Genomic DNA, 18,641 nt, shown 5'->3' with positions numbered 1-18,641 from the left:
TTATTACGTCTTCTGGTTCTTGTTCTGACTCTGGCGCTTGAACCTGCTCTTCGACTTCATCTTGATCTAGCGTGATGTCTTCAAGCTCTGTTGGCATCTCGGCAAGAACATCTTCCTGAGCAGCTTCCTCTTCAGAGAAACTCGGCAGTTCAAAATCGTCAAGGCCATCATCAGTAAGGTCAACAACATTGTCAGCCACCGTTTCTTGCTCAGGCTCTACCGTTGACTCTTCAATTTCAGTAATTATGTCTTCTGCTTCTGGCTCTATGCCTTGTTCCTGAAGAACATCATCAACGGTAGGTAATCCGAGTTCATCAAGCGTATCAGACAGTTCTTCTTCTAGTGCCTCTGATTCTTCTTCAGCTGCCAAAACACTTTCAGTTTCAACATCGGATACTTCTAGCTCATCACCTGTTAACCAATCGTGATCTTGCGGTGTACCGAATTCATTTGGTACAGCGGTTGATACTGGCTCTGGCTCTGGCTCTGGCTCTGGCTCTGGCTCTGGCTCTGGCTCTGGCTCTGGCTCTGGCTCTGGCTCTGGCTCTGGCTCTGGCTCTGCAGGTTGTTGTTCCAAATCAATAGAGTCAATGTCTAATTGCCCCTCTTTAGAATCAATTTCATTATCTATGCTTGGGTCAAGCACTTCTGTTGCAACGTCTTCAGGCTCTACTTCTGTATCATTTCCGTCGTTGTTCTTAACCGTTTCTACACTTTCAACTGTTATTTCATTTTCAAGCTCTAAAGGATCAGTTACATCAAGCAGAGGATCAGACTCTGGCGCTGCACTGAGCATATCATCAATAAAGTCTTCACTATCGAAATCACCACTCTCAAGTTCATCACTATCAAGATCGTTAGTCGCTATTTCTTCTATATCATCAACTTTAGGGCTTTCTGGAGAGGCCTCTTCCAGCTCTGTCGATGTGCCGATTTCTGCGTCTGTATCTAAACTGGAGTCACTGTGTTGTACAGGTTCTAACTCAGCATCTAGGTCCAGTTCTGAGCCAAAATCATTTTCGTTGTCTTCCTGAGTTATTTCATTATTTGACTGTTCAATTTCAAGGAGCTCATCAAATAGCTCAGTACCATCTGACTCAAAGCCATCTACTGATTCAGCCAACTCCTCTAGTGTTTCTAATTCATCTAAGCCTGACGTTGACTCGGCTGAATCAAGCAGCTCATCGAGTAGATCCGTACTATCTTCTTCGATAGACACCTTGTCTTCTTCGGTATCATTACCTAGAACTTCATCGAGAGTTTGAGTCGAATCTTCAGATAGATCGATACCCAACTCATCGTCAATACTTGGCTCAGATAGTAATTCATCAAGAAGCTCTGTACTGCCATCTTCTAGATCTTCGAGTGGCTCGATATCACTCTGCTCAGACGCTAGCAAATCATCTGTTGAATCGACAAGCTCATCCAGTAACTCAGTACTATCAGCGGCAATATCGATGCCATCGCTTTCTTCAACAAGTTCATCAAGTAACGCAGTATCATCGGTCGAGTTCTGCTCCAATGACTCAAGATCAGCTTGCGACTCTATCTGAGCAAAAAGATCATCTATCTCACTGTCACTCGCCAGTGGTGCATCACCTAAATCAAGATCATTTTCAGTGCCGACTGATGCAAAAATATCATCGATTTCACTATCACTAGGCTCTGCTTTATCTTGAGCTACTTCTGGTTCTTTAACGTCCAGGTCAAAATCACCGGCTGACTCTGCAAGCAATGAATCAATATCAAAGTCATCAGCTTCATCGGAATCCGATGTTTCACTTAATAAGTCATCAAGTAATGATTGATCTAAGTCGTCATCAAGTAAGTCTTCTGTCGGGTCGTCCCCAGCTAAAAGAGCTTCAATATCATCTTGAGAAATTTCACCATCATCGGAGAGATCAAACTCGGCCTCTTCACCTTGGTCCTCCATCGAAACATCATCAAGTGCACGTTCCATTTCTTCTAGGCCTAGAGCCTTATCTTCACCGTTAACACTAATACCGTTTGAGCTCTCTTCGAGATCGTCAAGTTCAGCATCTAAGTCGCCGTTATCACCAATCCCTGCGAATGGGTCTTCCCCATCTTCACCCTCTAAGTTAAAGTCGAGATCATCATCACCAAGGCCGGCAAAAACATCGTCTTCTTCTTTTTCGTCACCGACCAAGTCAATATCATCAGAAAGATCCAAATCAACGTCTTCATTTTCACCAAACAAATCGTCATCAAGCAAGAGGTCATCATCAATACTGTCATCTAAGTTTTGCGGTGGTACGACAGGAGCTTGAGGTGCTGTAGGGTCTTGAGTAGAAACGGGGTCTTGCTGCTCGTTACGTTTCGAACGTCGGCCCATTAGTAAAATAATGAACAGTCCTATGATTAAGCCAGGAACGATGGCTAAGGCTGCCACCATCATATTGTTTGATAGTATTTGATCGAGAAGAGTCGGTTGCGCTTTCTGTTGCTCTAAAAGGCGGTCTCGCTCTTCTTGTAGCAGTTTTTCCACTTCTGAACGAATTCGGTTTTCATCGCCCAACTCGTCTTTAAGCCCATCAACCTCAATTTGAACCTTAGACAACATGAGGCGAAGTTTATGGTTTTTCTCTTCAAGCGCCATCAACTCACTTTCTGATAATTCCAGTTCACTCTCGAGAAGGGTGACTTGCGGCGATTTTATCGTTGGCTTTTTAACGGTCGACACCATCGTCGACTTTTCATCCATGTTGTCTTTAGTTATTGCTATCGGTGTTTTTGGCGTCTCTACGTCACTCTTAGCATCAACGGATTTAACGACAGGTTTGCTTACTACTGGCTTAATAGCACTTTCACCGGAAAGTTTCGCCTTATGAGCAGCCATTACGTTTACAGCTTCTTGAGTAGAAACACTCTGTACTTGAGATAGCGAAGGTATGCGTAAATTACTTCCCGGTATTAAGCTATGTATATTCTGGTTTTCAAACGCACGCGGATTCAATTTGTAAATGGCAAGTAAGGTTTGCTGAACCGTCAGATTAGCTGCCGGTTTTACTTGAGATGCAATGCGCCACAACGTGTCAGATTTAGTTGTCGGGCCGTAAAATTGAGTAGGCTCACTACTCGTAGAACGGCTGATTTGTTCGGAAAATTGTGGCGATGATTGCACCTCGCCATTGGGACCTTTCAGGCGAATGCTGTCTGCACTAACGATTGAAGTCTGAGTCACGGCAACTATTGCAAATGGCAATAAAAGTCGTTTTAAAATTTGACGCATATGAAGGCTCAGTTTTGTGCTTATGAGAAAATAATTTAGATCTATTAAATATATCGGATAAACCAAGCAAAACTATAGGGTGAGAGGCAAAAAATGTGTGGCGGATGGAATATTAGCAGTAATCTCACACTATTTTGTTCAAATAATTCACACTGATTAAAAAAGCCTCACGTGAACGAGAGGCTTTCATTTGGAGCGCTTTGCTTATTTAGCTAAGGGATTAAAAGTAATCTCTGACTAATAGTTCAGCAATCTGTACTGCATTCGTCGCTGCGCCTTTACGAACATTGTCGGCGACAACCCACATATTGATGCCGCTATGATGGCTAATATCGTTTCTAATTCGACCGACCATAACATGGTCTTTTCCATTTGCATCTTCAACTTGAGTTGGGAAGTTTTGACCTTCAAACACTTCAATTCCGTCGGTGTTTTCTAGAAGCTGTACAACTTGCTCAGCACCAATTGGAGCACGTGTTTCTATATGCAAAGATTCAGCGTGACCATAAAACACAGGAACACGAACACAGGTTGGGTTTACCGTAATAGAAGAGTCATTAAAGATCTTCTGTGTTTCCCAAACCATTTTCATCTCTTCGCGCGTGTAGCCATTTTCTGTAAACTCATCGATTTGAGGGATACAGTTAAAAGCGATTTGCTTGGAGAATGCCGATGTTTCCGCTGGCTGGCCATTAAGCAATTTCGCTGTTTGGCCCGCTAATTCATCAATACCCGCTTTACCCGCGCCTGATACTGACTGGTAAGTTGAAACGTTAACACGCTCAATACCCACAGCATCATGTATTGGTTTTAATGCCACCATCATTTGAATGGTTGAACAGTTTGGATTAGCAATAATATTACGGTTACGGAACTCGGCGATTGCCTCAGGGTTCACTTCGGGAACCACCAACGGAATATCATACTCATATCGATATTTAGAGGTGTTATCAATGACCACAACGCCTTCATCAGCAGCAATAGGAGCCCACTTCTCTGACAAATCACCACCAGCAGAGAAAAGTGCAATATGTACTTGAGACCAATCAAAATTGTCTACATTTTGTACTCTTACTGTTTTACCATTAAAGCGGTATGTTTTACCTTCGCTACGCTCGCTCGCAAGCAAGAACAGCTCCCCCACTGGAAATTCACGCTCTTTCAAGACTTCGATGATCGTTTCACCGACTGCACCAGTCGCGCCTAATATCGCAACGTTAAATTGTTGGCTCATTACTTACCTCAACTTTAAATCCTAGATTAGCCAGTGGCTGCAAATTGCATTCTTCCCCACCCACTAACGTGATCGCACTGTATTCGCGGCGATCCCAATATTGTTTTCGCATGACATCAAACGAACCCGGCTTTTCAATTTCTCGACGAAAAACAGCATCATCTTTGCGCACATCATAAATCAACTGCGTTAAGTTATTCAGTGTCGCTTCATCCCACTGTCGCTCTAACCTAAGTTTAGGAATAGGCGCAATAGGTAATAATTCATCTGCACTCGCACTTAGTGTCTTTCCTAGATACTGACAGTATGAATTAAATATCATTGTCGTACCACGAGCTTTACCCTCTAAACCGTACCCAGCTACGTGCGGGGTCGCGAATGCTAACAGAGGAAGCAACTCCATATCAACTTCGGGTTCAAACTCAAAAACATCTAATGCCGCGATAAAGCCGTCTTGCTTAGACAATCGCTGCTTTAGTGCTTGGTTATCAACAACAGGACCACGCGCGGCGTTAATCAAGATCTGATCATGCCGAAGTCCGTTTAACACAGTCTCATCAACTAAGTGGTGGGTTGCAAACTCACCATCTTTGGTAATTGGCGTATGAAAAGAAATAATATCGGCCGCTTCGAGTAAAGTGGATAACGGGGTAAAGACGCGAGGATCACCTTGTAACTCTTTAGGTGGATCATTAATCAACACCTTTATTCCGATGCCTTCAAGACATTTAGCCAAGTAGCTACCCACTTGACCTGCGCCAACAATGCCAACTGTCTTATCAAATATCGAGAAACCGTGTTGTTGAGATAAAACCATCATCACACTAAACGCGTATTCAGCGACACCCACTTTGTTACAACCCGGTGCTGCGGTGAACGCGATACCTTTTGATTGCAACAATGGCTGATCAATGTGATCCATGCCAGCCGTCGCTGTAGCAACAAATTTAAGCTTATTAGCTTTAGAGATAAGGTCTTCATTCACTTTCGTCACAGAGCGAATCATCAACGCATCGACGTCGATAAGATCATCAGCGGTTAATGTTCTACCGGGTTTGAGTATGACTTCCCCTAACTGGCTAAATAACGCTTCCGCGTAGGGCATATTTTCATCGATGAGAATTTTCATGGTTAGTGACCGTCGTGAACTGTGAGACAAAGGGTTCGAATTCAATGATTGTGCTTAAAACTAATGCTTCTGTAAACCAATGCTTCTGCCTAGCAGAAATAAAAATGCCCGACTCAAATGAGTCGGGCAAAACATCCAGAACAAAAGGAATTTGTCTCGCTCTCCGTGAGACAAAATTTGCGTCTGTTCAATCAACCTAATAAAAGGTTAATCAGCTCTGGAAACTGGTGAGCTCAAAAGAGCATCATTCAGTTATTAGCCTTGGTACTTCTTGATTACTAGTGTCGCGTTTGTACCACCAAAACCAAAGCTGTTAGACATAACCGTCGTTAGCTCTTGTTCGCGCGCTTCCGTCACGATATCAAGACCTTCTGCAGCATCGTCTAAGTTTGAAACGTTGATGCTAGGAGCAATGAAGCCGTTGTCTAGCATTAGCGTTGAGTAAATCGCTTCATGTACACCTGCCGCGCCTAGAGCGTGACCAGTCATCGCTTTAGTTGCAGAGATTGCAGGGCTGTTACCGCCAAAGACTTCTTGGATTGCACCAAGCTCTTTCACATCGCCTACAGGAGTAGAAGTACCGTGAGTATTCACATAGTCAACGCCATCTACATCTTGCATAGCCATCTTCATACAACGAACAGCGCCTTCACCAGACGGTGCAACCATGTCGTAACCGTCAGACGTCGCACCGTAACCTACGATTTCACCGTAAATTTTCGCGCCACGAGCAACCGCGTGCTCTAGTTCTTCAATAACTAGCATGCCGCCACCGCCAGAGATAACGAAACCATCACGGTCAGCATCGTAGGTACGAGACGCTTGCTCTGGAGTGTCATTGTACTTAGAAGACAACGCGCCCATTGCATCAAACATCATTGTTAGCGACCAATCTAGTTCTTCACCACCGCCAGCAAAAACAACGTCTTGCTTACCTAGTTGGATAAGCTCCATTGCGTGGCCGATACAGTGTGCTGATGTCGCACATGCAGAACTCATTGAGTAGTTTACACCACGGATTTTAAACGGAGTCGCAAGACATGCCGAAACCGTTGAAGCCATCGTACGTGGAACCATGTAAGGACCAACACGCTTAACGCCTTTTTCACGTAGAATATCTACCGCGTTAACTTGGTTTAGTGAAGAAGCGCCACCAGAACCTGCAACGATACCAGTACGGTCGTTAGATACTTGCTCTTCAGTTAGGCCAGCATCTGCGATCGCTTGTTCCATAGAAAGGTATGCAAACGCGGCCGCATCACCCATAAAGCGCATTTTTTTGCGATCGATATGTTCAGCAGGCGTCATTTTTAGGTTACCCCAAACTTGAGAACGTAAGCCCTTTTCTTTGAACTGTTCTGAAGCTGTGATACCTGATTTGCCTGCTTTTAGAGACGCTAAAACTTCTTCGACGTTGTTACCGATACTTGAAACAATACCCATACCGGTGATTACGACTCGTTTCATGTGACATTCCTATAATTCAAAATTCCGCTAGATAATAACTAAGAAGGCCAACAAAAGTGGTCAGCTTTCCCATAAATTCGTACAATCCTCTCTTATATATGGCTCAACATCGCGAAATTCAATCTTTATGACTTCAATAACTAACGCACAGCTAGCATGGAATGAAACTGGCACCCCTGTTTCAGACCAATTTGACGACGTCTATTTCTCCAACGCTAATGGCCTTGAAGAGTCTCGCTATGTTTTTCTAGACCAGAACCACTTAGATGATCGTTGGATCTCTTCACAGCAACGTCGCTTTGTCGTAGCAGAAACGGGGTTTGGCACGGGATTGAACTTTCTTGCTGCTTGGCAACGCTTTGATACATTTAAAACCAACAACCCTACAGCAGCATTACAAGAACTTCATTTTATTAGTTTTGAAAAGTACCCAGTTAGCCTAGACGATCTAAAGAAAGCACACCAGTTTTGGCCTGAACTCGCGCAATACGCTGAGAAGTTACAACAACATTACCCAATTGCACTTCCAGAATGTCACCGAATTATACTCGATGACGGCGCCGTTACCCTCGATCTTTGGTTCGGAGATATCAAAGATTGTATGCCTTTGGTGCCGACGCCTAATCAAGGTTTGGTCGACGCATGGTTTCTTGACGGGTTCGCACCAAGTAAGAACCCAGAAATGTGGAACCAAGCCCTTTTTGAAGGAATGGCTAAGCTAGCTAAACAAGCGTCTACTTGTGCCACGTTCACCGCAGCAGGCTTTGTTCGCAGAGGGCTGATTGACGCAGGCTTTGATATGAAAAAGGTAAAAGGTTTTGGCACTAAGCGAGAAATGATTGCAGGTTCACTGAAAGATAAGCAGCCTCATACAAACACGAAACCTTGGTATGGTCGACCAGCCGCATCAGAATCGGATGATATTGCGATTATTGGTGGCGGTATTGCCAGTGCTACTTTAGCGAAGGCACTCTCACGTCGTGGTAAATCTATTACCCTCTATTGCGAACATGAACAAGCGGCAAATAACGCGTCTGGAAACAACCAAGGCGCTATCTATCCGCTGCTCAGTGAAGAAAAATCCAATGTTTCTCGTGTGTTTGGCCCAGGGTTACTATTTGCCCGTCAATTCATTAATCAAGCAGCCGAAAGCATCCCGTTCGACCATGAATGGTGCGGCGTTAACATTCTAATGTGGGATACAAGCTCAACGAAGAAGTTAAATCGTATGCTAGAAGGCAACTTCCATACGGATTTAATCCAACGATTAACACCAGAGCAAGCAAACAAACAAATTGGTTTACCAGTTGATAAGGAGAGCGTTTATTTTCCGCTTGGTGGATGGTTGAGCCCGCTTAAATTAACGCAAGGCCTAGTCAACGCACTAGAGAATCGCGCCTCGCTCAATGCACTTTATCAACATGAAGTGACCCAGTTAGAATGGCTTTCTGAAAGTAATCAATGGCAGCTCACCATTCAGACCCCAAGTGGCATTAAGCACACTCTGCATGATCAAGTGGTTATTGCGAATGGTCATAAGTTTACCCAGTTTGAACAAACTCAACCTATTCCGTTGACCCCCGTAAAAGGGCAAGTCAGCCACATCCCTACCACTGAAAATTTAAGTAAGCTTAAAACCGTATTATGTTTTGATGGCTATCTAACACCACAGAACCCAAACAACGGTCATCATTGTATTGGTGCGAACTACGATAAGAGCAATATAAACCAAGAGTTTGATGCTGAAGTCCAACTTCATAATGGCGAACGATTGGAACGCTCACTTCCCGAACAAGAGTGGACGAAAGAAGTCGATACAAGCAATAACCTCTCTCGCCAAGGTATTCGTAGTGTCAGTCGAGATCACTTGCCCTTCGTGGGAAATGTCGGGGATTTTGATGCGATTAAGCAGCAGTATAGCGAATTATATAAGTTCAATCCGAAGCGAGACTCAATTGAAGATATAGACACGGTTAATGGCTATCCTAACCTCTACTGTTTTATCGGACTGGGTTCACGCGGGCTCAGTTCTGCGCCTTTACTGGCTGAGACTTTAGCCTCACAGATCTGTGGTGACCCATTACCATTACCGGCCGACGTACTTGAGGCTATTCACCCAAGTCGAATGTGGGTAAGACGCTTGATAAAAGGGAAAGCGTTAACCGCAGGTTGGGTTGCTGACAAGAATAAGACCACTAAGTAACTCAATATTAAGAAGGTAAAAAGCCCGAATAGCATGACTCTATTCGGGCTTTTTATATAGACTACTCAAATTAATTGAGCGCAGATACCGCTTCTTTCAGCTGAGAAGCAATCTCTTCATTCTTAACTTTTCCAGTGTCCAAATCGAAGTTCTCATAAAAGCTTGGTACTGAAACCGAGGCCTTCACGTTACCACCAAAATAAGGAGCCGAACCAACCGCTGCACCTAATACGGTTTGTGCACCACCAGGCCCTGGAGACGTCGCTAAGTAAACTGCTGGCTTTTCGCCAAATACAGATCGGTCAATACGCGTCGCCCAATCAAACAAGTTTTTGTACGCCGCTGGATAGTGGCCGTTATGTTCAGCAAAAGAGATAACAAACGCGTCTGCTTCCGATAAGTCACGAAGAAATGCTTGTGCACCTTCTGCCTGACCAATCTCTTTTTCAGTATCTTCACTGAACATTGGTACATTGTAGTTAGCAATATCTAGAACTTGAACGTCGGCACCTTCAATCAAGTTTGCTGTATAAGTTGCGAGTGCTTTATTAATTGATGATGAGCTGGTGCTAGCACCAAATGCGATAACTTTCATGATGTACTCTTTTTCTGCGTTCTCTTTAAGTGAATTCAGAATAACCTAACTACTTTTAGTCACAAGCCGAAAAATCTCATCAAGTCATTCAAAAATCTTGAATGGGCGTTATCTCACAATTAAATGAAACTTAAGCTAGGTTATGTAACTCGGCCCATAAGTCATTCACGATAACAGTGTCAGCCGGTGTAAGCTCAGAGCGAGCATCTAATAAGCTCTGCTCAATACGTTTTTTCACCTCAGCAATATCTTCAATCCCTTCTTCTTCGCAAGAAGCAACTGACAAAGAGATATGGCCACGTAAATAACCACCAGCAAACAATTCATCGTCTGACGCTGTTTCAATTCGTGCATCGATAAGTTCTAGTACTTTTTCTTCAAATTCTATGATCATTGTTTTCTCTTATTTCACGATAAACTGGCTAGGGCATAATGGTTCGATTTGGTAATGAGCGCGCAGGGCTTCAGATAATGCTTTCACTCGCTCTGGCAAGCCTTGGTCAAATATTTTCACGACCTCTTGATGTACCTTTTGCATAAAAGCCAAACGGTCTGGTTCAAAATCGCCGTGTAGATTGTCACAGCTAACATTAAAAGGAAAGCCTGCACTCTTAGCAATAATCCACTCATAGGCTTGAGGGCGGATCTCTACCTTTTCGAACTCCGCTTGTACTTGCGCACTGCGACCATCAGGCTCATACCAGTAACCAAAATCTTCGAGTAACCGTCGTTTTGGCCCTGCAACACACCAATGTGCAATCTCATGGAGGCCTGAGGCGTAATAACCGCGCGCAAATATGATTCGATGGTGGTCTACTTTTTCATCTGCTGGAAGGTAAATAGGTTCATCCCCTCCCAGTTCTAAGCGTGTATTCAGGGAGTCAAAGAAAGTGTCATTAAAAATTTGGATTAAGTCTTGGTACTGGTGTGTCATTGGTTTTTCTATTGGTATGGCAGTGAGGTGGATTTTCGCTTTTTTTCCTTGTTAGGTAAAGAGGTATCGAGCTTTTTAAATACGGCCCAGTCATTAGTTTTTATAATCCAACAATCGTTTTCGTCAGCATAAAATCTCATTCGCCAAAGCCCCGCTTTGCTTTTAAACTCGCGTCTAAATTACACCTCAATTACCGTTAATTAATTTTATCCGAGTTAGCCGCTATGTTACTAAGCATTTTATATATTATTGGAATTACAGCAGAAGCAATGACTGGCGCACTGAGCGCTGGACGTCGACAAATGGATTGGTTTGGTGTGATGTTAGTGGCAAGTGCGACTGCAATTGGTGGTGGTACGGTGCGCGATATTTTGCTCGGCCATTACCCATTGGGTTGGGTCAAGAACCCTGAGTTTTTAATGATTACCTGTATTGCAGGTATCTTCACCACAATCGCAGCAAAATGGATCATAAAATTCAAGGGGGTCTTTATTCGCCTTGATGCTCTTGGTCTCGTGGTTTTTAGTATCATTGGTACCAATGTAGCGTTAGATATGGGGCTTCATCCACTGATCTGCATGGTTTCAGCGTTGGTTACTGGTGTATTCGGTGGGCTTCTACGTGATCTAATTTGTCGTCAGACACCACTCGTATTACATCAAGAGCTGTATGCCTCTGTAGCGCTTGTTGCATCAGGTATGTATCTAATATTACTTGAGCTTGGTATATCTAATGTCATCGCAACCGTATCAACAATTATTGTTGGATACTTAATGCGTATGGCGGCAGTAAGATTTAAATGGCGACTACCTTCTTTTCATCTCGAAGCGGAAGGCTCTATACATTAATTGTGTATGACAAGGCACTTAGTGTTTAAGTGCCTAAAACATGCCCTTCTAGTTCGAGTGCCTTGCCGCGGTATTGACTGAGACGTTGAGTCGTCATTGGCCTTTGAAGCCAGTAACCTTGAAAAAAATCCACCCCATACTCTTTACACAGTTGATATTGCTGCTGTGTTTCAACGCCTTCTGCTATCGTTTTTGCACCGATAGATTGGGCAACCTCAACAGCACTTCGTACAAACCTTTTATTGCTGACGAAACTGCGGTCAATTTTTAAGTAGGGCGCTTTGATTTGCATTGCTCTTTCATAAGTGGAGTAACGAGTCCCGTAATCATCTAAGGCTGTCAAAATTCCATATTCTGCTAATCGTTGTTGACCACGAAGGATCCCCTCCATTTCAGATTGATCGAATTCCGTTATTTCGTAGATAATTTGCGAGCTTTGAATCTTTAAACACTCTAACCGATACATAAGCTGCTCAATAGCTTGATGATGATTCGCGAGTAGCGTAAACACTGATGGTGCGACGTTGATGAACAATTTAGTGGTACGGTACCGAGAGTGTGCCAAATTCATCGTATGTAATTTCGCACACAGTAACGTCACGATAACGTTTGCTTTTGAGCCCGGCTTTAAACGATCGAAGTAGTCGCCAGTATTCTTCAATTCACCTTGTTGATTGTAGATACGGACCAACCCTTCAAAAGCGAAAAGTTCCCCTGAATGGTCAACAATAGGCTGGAAGGCACTATAGAAAGACTCTTGTCGGTAGTGGCCATAAACAGACTCATCACCCTGATAACGGAGCAAACTTTGGATGTAATCCATTTGTCTGGAATAAATTGTTTCTATTTCCACTAGCCACCTCGATAATTTTTTTTCAATGTAACAAAATCAAACTGGTTACTGTGTAAGCGATTGTAAGCACCTTTTCCTATGAGACATGCGTAATTAAAAAAAGAACCCGAATAAACTGCTCAACATAAAATTCAAAAAAAAGCTCCGATAAATCGGAGCTTAGAGTAAATGACACAATTATATTTTCGGTGTTTCTGTCGCTACACCATGGTTTTGCCCACGGTGACGAAGCAAATGATCAAGCAGTACTATCGCTAACATCGCTTCCGCAATGGGAACTGCGCGAATGCCGACACACGGATCATGTCGACCTTTAGTAATTAACTGTGTTGGCTCACCATCTTTAGTAATCGTATCACCTGGAACGGTAATACTTGATGTCGGTTTAAGCGCAATACTTGCCACAATGTCTTGCCCTGTAGAAATACCACCTAAAATGCCTCCAGCATGGTTACTGGCAAAACCTTCAGGCGTTAATGGGTCACGGTGCTCGCTGCCTTTTTGGCTAACCACATCAAAACCGTCACCAATTTCAACACCTTTTACTGCGTTGATGCTCATTAGAGCATGGGCAATATCCGCGTCTAAGCGATCAAAGATTGGCTCACCTAGGCCGACAGGAACTTTGGTCGCTACCACTTGAATTTTTGCACCAATCGAGTTGCCTTCTTTTAGAAGATCACGGATTAATTGGTCAAATTCTGGCACTTTATCTGCATCAGGGCAGAAGAACGCGTTATTTTCAATTTCATTCCAGTCTACTTTATCAATGGAAATATCACCCATTTGAGAAAGATACGCTTGGATTTCTACGCCAAACTCTTGCTTAAGGTATTTCTTTGCAATTGCTCCCGCCGCAACACGCATCGCCGTTTCACGAGCTGATGAGCGGCCACCACCGCGATAATCACGTACCCCATATTTTTGATGATAAGTGTAGTCAGCATGACCTGGGCGGAATTTATCTTTAATTTCTGAATAGTCTTTTGAGCGTTGATCGGTATTTTCAATCAATAGACCAATAGAGGTCCCCGTAGTTTGACCTTCAAAAACACCCGATAGAATTTTCACTTCGTCTGCTTCACGACGAGCAGTGGTATAGCGAGACGTACCCGGACGACGACGGTCTAAATCCTTTTGTAGATCTGCTTCACTGATTTCCAATCCTGGTGGGCACCCATCTACGATACATCCTAGTGCGATACCGTGACTCTCTCCAAATGTCGTCACTCGGAAGTGTTGCCCGATACTATTTCCTGCCATTACTGCCTCACCTTATACTGCCCTGTATATTGGGCTTTACACTTTAATTTTTAGTTATTTCATAGTGTCTTTTATACGGAATGATGTAAACCCCTAAAAGTGTTCAATTGATAGATTTCAAACTGAGGTAACCAAAATTTAGAGATAAAAAACGCCGGCAATTGCCGACGTCTTTAATTTAAATAGAGTAGAGATTAATCTTTATAAAGCGCAAACTCGTCGGCACAGGCAACAAGCTGATCACGAGTCAGCATAAATACGCCATGACCACCGTTTGAGAACTCAATCCAAGTAAATGGAATATCTGGGTACTGCTCCATCATGTGGACCATAGAGTTGCCCACTTCACACACTAAAATACCTTCATCAGTCAGGTAATCTGGCGCATTAGCTAGGATTCGGCGTACCAGTTTCAAGCCATCAGTCCCCGCTGCTAAGCCTAGCTCAGGTTCATGAGTAAACTCATCAGGAAGAGAATTCATATCTTCTTCATCCACATAAGGTGGATTGGTGACGATGAGGTTGTATTTATCTTTCGGTAAATCACGGAAAAGATCAGAACGAATAGGGAAAACTTGCTGCTCCATTCCGTGATCTTGAACGTTTTGCTCAGACACTTGAAGTGCATCAGTAGAAATATCAATCGCATCCACTTCTGCATCAGGGAATGCGTGAGCACAAGCGATCGCAATACAAGCACTACCCGTACACATATCCATGATTCTTACTGGCTCTTCAGTCAACCAAGGCTGGAACTGCGCTTCAATAAGCTCGCCGATTGGAGAACGTGGTACAAGTACTCGCTCATCAACAAAGAATTCAAGACCACAGAACCATGCTTTGTTAGTTAAGTAAGCCGTTGGAGTACGCTCGTTGATGCGCTTCACAACACGCTCAACAATACGTAGACGCTCACTACTCGTCAGGCGAGAGTTCAACACATGTGGCGGAAGGTCGATAGGTAAATAAAGCGTTGGCAGGATAAGTTGTACCGCTTCGTCCCACGCGTTATCAGTACCGTGACCATAAAATAAGTTAGCGGCATTAAAACGACTGACTGTCCAACGAATCATATCTTGAAGGGTATGAAGTTCTGATACCGCTTCTTCTACAAAAATCTTATCCAAAATTGCCTCCGAAAAGCGCTACAATACTGCTAATAATGTTTAAAAAGTTAAGCTATCAAGCTGCGTGCAAGACAATGAGCAAAACATGAGCAAAAAAGACACCGACATTGATGACGATTTCGCCTTATTTACCGATGCAGTAAAGGGCGTAAAAAAGTTGCAACAGGATACCATAGTCCAGCCTCCAAAAAGAAACGCTAAACAAAAAGAAGTCAAACGCACTGCTCGTGAAGCCAGTGATACTGAATTCTACTTCTCAGATGAGTTTGTCCCGCTACTGAGCGAAGACGGGCCTACACGCTATGCTCGAGATGATGTATCGACTTATGAAGTTAAGCGCTTACGCCGTGGGGTCTATGTACCGGATGTATTCTTAGATATGCATGGCATGACGCAAAACGAAGCGAAACGAGAGCTTGGCGCCATGATCGCTTACTGCATCAAAAACGATGTTCACTGTGCCTGTGTTCAACACGGCATTGGCAAACACATTCTTAAACAAAAATCCCCACTTTGGCTTGCTCAGCACCCAGATGTCATGGCTTTTCACCAGGCTCCCTTGGAGTTTGGTGGCGATGGCGCTTTGCTTATTCTTCTGTCTATTCCTGAAAAGTAGCACGCTATTCCAAACACTTTTAACGAATCAATGTCGAAGCTCAGTAGGAATCGTCATGTTACCTTCATCGAGCTTCGGTCTTTGACCACCACGCTTTCTAAATTGTTTCAGCTGGAATACGTACGCTAGCACTTGCGCGACCGCCGTAAACAACCCATCGGGGATCTCTTGCTCCAATTCCGTTGTATGGTAAAGAGCACGCGCTAGCGGTGGCGCTGGGATAACATAAATATCGTGTTCTCTCGCCACTTCTCGAATCTTAAGAGCCATGTGATCAACACCTTTAGCGATGACAACCGGTGTTTTATCCACGTTTTGTTTATAACGAAGCGCGACTGAGAAGTGATCAGGGTTGGTAATAATCACATCCGCTTCTGGTACATCGGCCATCATTCGACGCTGTGCAGCTTCTCGTTGAAGCATCCGAATTCGCCCTTTAACTTCAGGCTTACCTTCCGTATCTTTATGTTCATCTTTGACTTCTTGCTTGGTCATTTTGAGCTTGTCTGCGTGTTGCCAAATCTGAAATGGAACATCAATAGCCACCACAATCAGTAAAGAACAACTGATCAGTAAAATGAAGTTGAGTAAGATATCGAGCGCGTGGAAAATATTTTGTGGATAGACATCCATACTGAGTTGGAAAAGGTCATTCTTCGAAGAATTAATTAGATAGAAGGCAACACCCGATACTAACGTTACTTTGAGTATCGACTTGAGTAGCTCAACCAAACTTTGTAGACCTACCATACGTTTTAAACCACTAAGAGGATTCATCTTAGATGGTTTAGGCATCGCCGCTTTGGCTGAGAAGTTTACGCCACCCACACCCGCAGCACCAATCAGTGCAGCAACAAACAACATGGCAAGAATAAGGATCAATGGGCCAAGCAAGCTGGCCAGTGCGCCAATCGCGATATCACCCAACTTGGTCATATCAAACACTTCTTCACGACTAAGAGTAAACAAGCGACTCATTGAGTCAAACAACTCTTTGCCGAGTGCTTCTCCAAACCACATCAAAGCGATAGAACCGACAATCAATACCGATACAGAAGCGAGCTCTTTAGACCTTGCAACCTGCCCTTTTTCACGGGCCTGTTGCAAGCGTCTGGGCGTTGCGTCCTCTGTGCGTTCTTGACCTGAGTCTTCAGCCATCTAATCCTCTCTTATCGCTAATTCATCAGCAGTCGAGTCGAATCAATCGACATATCTGCTGCTCACCTTGAATCCAAAATAGTTCGTAGTGGCTAAATAACCCACCCACGATATACCAACAGATCAATAAGCCGACCAAGAGTGCGAAGGCAAAACCCAGTGAGAAGATATTTAATTGTGGTGCAGCACGCGTCATAACACCAAATGAAAGGTTAATCGTGAGTAGTGCAATAATGCCAGATAACGCCATACTCAGTGCAACTTTAAACATAATACTTAACCACAGAGCGATTTCTCTAAAATCGACGGTAGTTAAAGAACCAGAACCAATCGGCAAGCTATGAAAACTGAGCACGACCAATTGGATCATTTTTAAATGACCGTCAGTGGATAAGAAAAACATGGTGGCCAAAAACATGAATAGCTGACCAAGAAGCGGCGTACTTTGTCCGTTAGCTGGGTCAACCATCGACGCGAAACCTAAACTCGACTGCATACCTAGAATTTGTCCAAGTATGATAAAGGTTTGAATCATAAACTGGGTAATTGTACCCATGGCAACGCCAATAATCACTTGCTCTAGAACCGTTAAAAATCCTTGAAACGAGAGCAGTTCAATTTCAGAAGGAACAGCCGGAATCGCAGGTGAAACCGCTAAAGTCACCGCTAGGCCCAAATATAGACGAACCCTAGAAGGAACAAAACGAGCCCCGGTTACCGACATCACCATCAACATGGCCGCAATACGAGTATACGGCCAAAAGAAGTTCGCGATAAATTCTAAGACGGTGCTAGTAGGATATTCCATAAGCGCCCCTAATAGAGCAGCTGTGGCAGTCGTTCAATAATGCCGAAGAAATAATCCATTAGGATCTGCATCATCCAGTGTCCAAATAGCATTAACGCAAGTAACGTCACAATCAAACGAGGCAAGAAACTCAATGTTTGTTCATTGATAGAAGTGGCAGCTTGAAATATCGCGACCACTAAACCCACTAAAAGACTTGGAATAATAATGGCACATACCATTATCAGTACCATCCATAGGGCTTCTCTGAAAATCTCGACAAACAGCTCAGGAGTCATGATTCCCCCCCGTCACAATGCAAAACTGCCGGCCAAGGTGGAAAGAATTAGGTTCCACCCATCAACCAGTACAAACAACATGAGCTTAAAGGGTAGCGATACGATCATTGGGGAAAGCATCATCATACCCATCGCCATCAATATAGAGGCAACAACCAAATCAATAATCAAGAACGGGAGAAACAGCATAAAACCAATTTGGAACGCGGTTTTAAGCTCAGATGTGATAAACGCAGGAATCAATACCGCCATGGATACATCTTCAGGATTAGTTGCTGTTGAACCCGATATATTCACAAATGTTTCTAAATCTTTAACCCGAGTTTGCTTAAGCATGAAGGATTTCAGTGGCCCTTGAGCGGTATCAAATGCTTCCCTTGCTGTAATTGACTCGTTCAGATAGGGCTGTACTGCCTGCTCATTAACTTCATTAATCACTGGCGACATAATGAAAAAGGTCAAAAATATCGCAATACCGATAATGACCTGATTGGACGGTGTTTGCTGTAACCCCATAGCCTGACGAAGAATAGACATCACCACGACTATGCGCGTAAACGATGTCATCAGAATCACCATGGCAGGCAAGAAGCCTAACATGGTCATCAGTGCTAAAATTTGAATGTTAATCGAGTAGTCTTCCCCCCCATTTGGGTTGGCTGTCATGGTGAACGCAGGTATGCCTCCCCCATTACCACTCACACTACCCGACGCCGCAGTGCTAGATGCCCCTTGGTCGTTATTCATTGCCGTGACCGTGATATTCGACGCACCCGCTGCCGTTGAAGGAATAGGTGTCTCTATCTCTTGTTGAGCAAAAGAGATAGAGGCGAAAAGTAGCATCGCACTGGCAAAAAGAAGTGTGACTAGACGATTAA

At 43.7% G+C, this 18,641-nt stretch carries 17 protein-coding genes; 3 read left to right on the top strand and 14 right to left on the bottom strand.

Translation table 11 applies throughout. The features are described 5' to 3' along the window. The 4 genes from KP803_RS19775 to fabB all read right to left on the bottom strand — a co-directional run. The coding region (locus KP803_RS19775) for a FimV/HubP family polar landmark protein (protein WP_282437345.1) at positions 1 to 3,250 on the bottom strand (3,250 nt) is incomplete at its 3' end. Positions 3,251 to 3,470: 220 nt separating this feature from the next. Continuing rightward, positions 3,471 to 4,484, bottom strand: a complete 1,014-nt coding sequence (locus tag KP803_RS19770; RefSeq protein ID WP_248010570.1) for an aspartate-semialdehyde dehydrogenase — start codon at positions 4,482 to 4,484, stop codon at positions 3,471 to 3,473. Beyond that, complete coding sequence (locus tag KP803_RS19765; protein ID WP_248010569.1) at positions 4,468 to 5,613, bottom strand: 4-phosphoerythronate dehydrogenase; 1,146 nt, start codon at positions 5,611 to 5,613, stop codon at positions 4,468 to 4,470. Before KP803_RS19765 ends, KP803_RS19770 begins: the two co-directional genes overlap by 17 nt. Positions 5,614 to 5,868: 255 nt before the next feature. After that, on the bottom strand, positions 5,869 to 7,080 hold the full coding sequence (gene fabB, locus KP803_RS19760) for a beta-ketoacyl-ACP synthase I (RefSeq protein WP_248010568.1): 1,212 nt from the start codon (positions 7,078 to 7,080) through the stop codon (positions 5,869 to 5,871). A gap of 127 nt (positions 7,081 to 7,207) precedes the next feature. On the opposite strand from fabB, the gene mnmC reads away from it, so the two are divergent. Further along, entirely contained in the window at positions 7,208 to 9,283 is a 2,076-nt protein-coding gene (gene mnmC, locus KP803_RS19755; RefSeq protein WP_248010567.1) for a bifunctional tRNA (5-methylaminomethyl-2-thiouridine)(34)-methyltransferase MnmC2/FAD-dependent 5-carboxymethylaminomethyl-2-thiouridine(34) oxidoreductase MnmC1, read from the top strand. Between the two features lie 70 nt (positions 9,284 to 9,353). Here mnmC and KP803_RS19750 read toward each other — a convergent pair whose 3' ends face one another. The 3 genes from KP803_RS19750 to KP803_RS19740 all read right to left on the bottom strand — a co-directional run bounded on the left by KP803_RS19750 (position 9,354) and on the right by KP803_RS19740 (position 10,812). Then, positions 9,354 to 9,878, bottom strand: coding sequence for an NADPH-dependent FMN reductase (locus KP803_RS19750; protein ID WP_248010566.1), 525 nt, complete (start codon positions 9,876 to 9,878; stop codon positions 9,354 to 9,356). A gap of 130 nt (positions 9,879 to 10,008) precedes the next feature. After that, positions 10,009 to 10,272, bottom strand: a complete 264-nt coding sequence (locus KP803_RS19745; RefSeq protein ID WP_248010565.1) for a YfcL family protein — start codon at positions 10,270 to 10,272, stop codon at positions 10,009 to 10,011. Between the two features lie 9 nt (positions 10,273 to 10,281). Then, the gene (locus KP803_RS19740; RefSeq protein ID WP_248010564.1) at positions 10,282 to 10,812 is read right to left on the bottom strand and encodes an elongation factor P hydroxylase; all 531 of its coding nucleotides are present in this window, start codon (positions 10,810 to 10,812) and stop codon (positions 10,282 to 10,284) included. A gap of 224 nt (positions 10,813 to 11,036) precedes the next feature. On the opposite strand from KP803_RS19740, the gene KP803_RS19735 reads away from it, so the two are divergent. Continuing rightward, positions 11,037 to 11,660: a trimeric intracellular cation channel family protein gene (locus KP803_RS19735; RefSeq protein WP_248010563.1), complete on the top strand. Its 624-nt coding sequence runs from the start codon at positions 11,037 to 11,039 to the stop codon at positions 11,658 to 11,660. Positions 11,661 to 11,685: 25 nt separating this feature from the next. Here the strand turns inward: KP803_RS19735 and KP803_RS19730 are convergent, their stop codons facing one another. The 3 genes from KP803_RS19730 to prmB form a co-directional block, all read right to left on the bottom strand. Then, positions 11,686 to 12,513 carry an EAL domain-containing protein gene (locus KP803_RS19730; RefSeq protein WP_248010562.1) on the bottom strand — a complete coding sequence of 276 codons (828 nt, stop codon included), beginning with the start codon at positions 12,511 to 12,513 and terminating at the stop codon, positions 11,686 to 11,688. Positions 12,514 to 12,690: 177 nt separating this feature from the next. After that, a complete protein-coding gene (gene aroC / locus KP803_RS19725; RefSeq protein ID WP_248010561.1) occupies positions 12,691 to 13,776 on the bottom strand; it encodes a chorismate synthase in 1,086 nt (361 codons plus the stop codon). 194 nt (positions 13,777 to 13,970) lie between these two features. Next, entirely contained in the window at positions 13,971 to 14,903 is a 933-nt protein-coding gene (prmB, locus tag KP803_RS19720) for a 50S ribosomal protein L3 N(5)-glutamine methyltransferase (RefSeq protein ID WP_248010560.1), read from the bottom strand. Positions 14,904 to 14,988: 85 nt separating this feature from the next. Between prmB and smrB the strand changes: the two genes are divergently transcribed. Continuing rightward, positions 14,989 to 15,519: an endonuclease SmrB gene (gene smrB / locus KP803_RS19715; RefSeq protein WP_248010559.1), complete on the top strand. Its 531-nt coding sequence runs from the start codon at positions 14,989 to 14,991 to the stop codon at positions 15,517 to 15,519. Between the two features lie 27 nt (positions 15,520 to 15,546). Here the strand turns inward: smrB and flhB are convergent, their stop codons facing one another. Genes flhB through fliP form a run of 4 tightly spaced genes read right to left on the bottom strand, consistent with a single transcriptional unit; the run spans position 15,547 to position 18,606 of the window. Further along, a complete protein-coding gene (flhB, locus tag KP803_RS19710; protein WP_248010558.1) occupies positions 15,547 to 16,677 on the bottom strand; it encodes a flagellar biosynthesis protein FlhB in 1,131 nt (376 codons plus the stop codon). 25 nt (positions 16,678 to 16,702) lie between these two features. After that, positions 16,703 to 17,485, bottom strand: a complete 783-nt coding sequence (fliR, locus tag KP803_RS19705; protein ID WP_248010557.1) for a flagellar biosynthetic protein FliR — start codon at positions 17,483 to 17,485, stop codon at positions 16,703 to 16,705. Between the two features lie 8 nt (positions 17,486 to 17,493). Continuing rightward, complete coding sequence (fliQ, locus tag KP803_RS19700; RefSeq protein WP_248010556.1) at positions 17,494 to 17,763, bottom strand: flagellar biosynthesis protein FliQ; 270 nt, start codon at positions 17,761 to 17,763, stop codon at positions 17,494 to 17,496. A 12-nt stretch (positions 17,764 to 17,775) separates the two neighbouring features. Further along, positions 17,776 to 18,606, bottom strand: coding sequence for a flagellar type III secretion system pore protein FliP (gene fliP / locus KP803_RS19695; RefSeq protein WP_427916972.1), 831 nt, complete (start codon positions 18,604 to 18,606; stop codon positions 17,776 to 17,778). Between the last annotated feature and the right edge of the window lie 35 nt (positions 18,607 to 18,641).

It is taken from the genome of Vibrio amylolyticus (assembly GCF_023145695.1).
GTDB classification, from domain to species: Bacteria; Pseudomonadota; Gammaproteobacteria; order Enterobacterales; family Vibrionaceae; genus Vibrio; species Vibrio amylolyticus.
Note: the sequence above shows the minus strand (reverse complement) of the source record. Positions and strands in the feature narration are given on the sequence as shown.

Bases quoted from the DNA above. Each gene is read 5' to 3' on its own strand.
- KP803_RS19770 (WP_248010570.1), bottom strand. From the start codon at position 4,484: ATGAGCCAACAATTTAACGTTGCGATATTAGGCGCGACTGGTGCAGTC.
- KP803_RS19765 (WP_248010569.1), bottom strand. From the start codon at position 5,613: ATGAAAATTCTCATCGATGAAAATATGCCCTACGCGGAAGCGTTATTT.
- fabB (WP_248010568.1), bottom strand. From the start codon at position 7,080: ATGAAACGAGTCGTAATCACCGGTATGGGTATTGTTTCAAGTATCGGT.
- mnmC (WP_248010567.1), top strand. From the start codon at position 7,208: ATGACTTCAATAACTAACGCACAGCTAGCATGGAATGAAACTGGCACC.
- KP803_RS19750 (WP_248010566.1), bottom strand. From the start codon at position 9,878: ATGAAAGTTATCGCATTTGGTGCTAGCACCAGCTCATCATCAATTAAT.
- KP803_RS19745 (WP_248010565.1), bottom strand. From the start codon at position 10,272: ATGATCATAGAATTTGAAGAAAAAGTACTAGAACTTATCGATGCACGA.
- KP803_RS19740 (WP_248010564.1), bottom strand. From the start codon at position 10,812: ATGACACACCAGTACCAAGACTTAATCCAAATTTTTAATGACACTTTC.
- KP803_RS19735 (WP_248010563.1), top strand. From the start codon at position 11,037: ATGTTACTAAGCATTTTATATATTATTGGAATTACAGCAGAAGCAATG.
- aroC (WP_248010561.1), bottom strand. From the start codon at position 13,776: ATGGCAGGAAATAGTATCGGGCAACACTTCCGAGTGACGACATTTGGA.
- smrB (WP_248010559.1), top strand. From the start codon at position 14,989: ATGAGCAAAAAAGACACCGACATTGATGACGATTTCGCCTTATTTACC.
- flhB (WP_248010558.1), bottom strand. From the start codon at position 16,677: ATGGCTGAAGACTCAGGTCAAGAACGCACAGAGGACGCAACGCCCAGA.
- fliR (WP_248010557.1), bottom strand. From the start codon at position 17,485: ATGGAATATCCTACTAGCACCGTCTTAGAATTTATCGCGAACTTCTTT.
- fliQ (WP_248010556.1), bottom strand. From the start codon at position 17,763: ATGACTCCTGAGCTGTTTGTCGAGATTTTCAGAGAAGCCCTATGGATG.
- fliP (WP_427916972.1), bottom strand. From the start codon at position 18,606: ATGCTACTTTTCGCCTCTATCTCTTTTGCTCAACAAGAGATAGAGACA.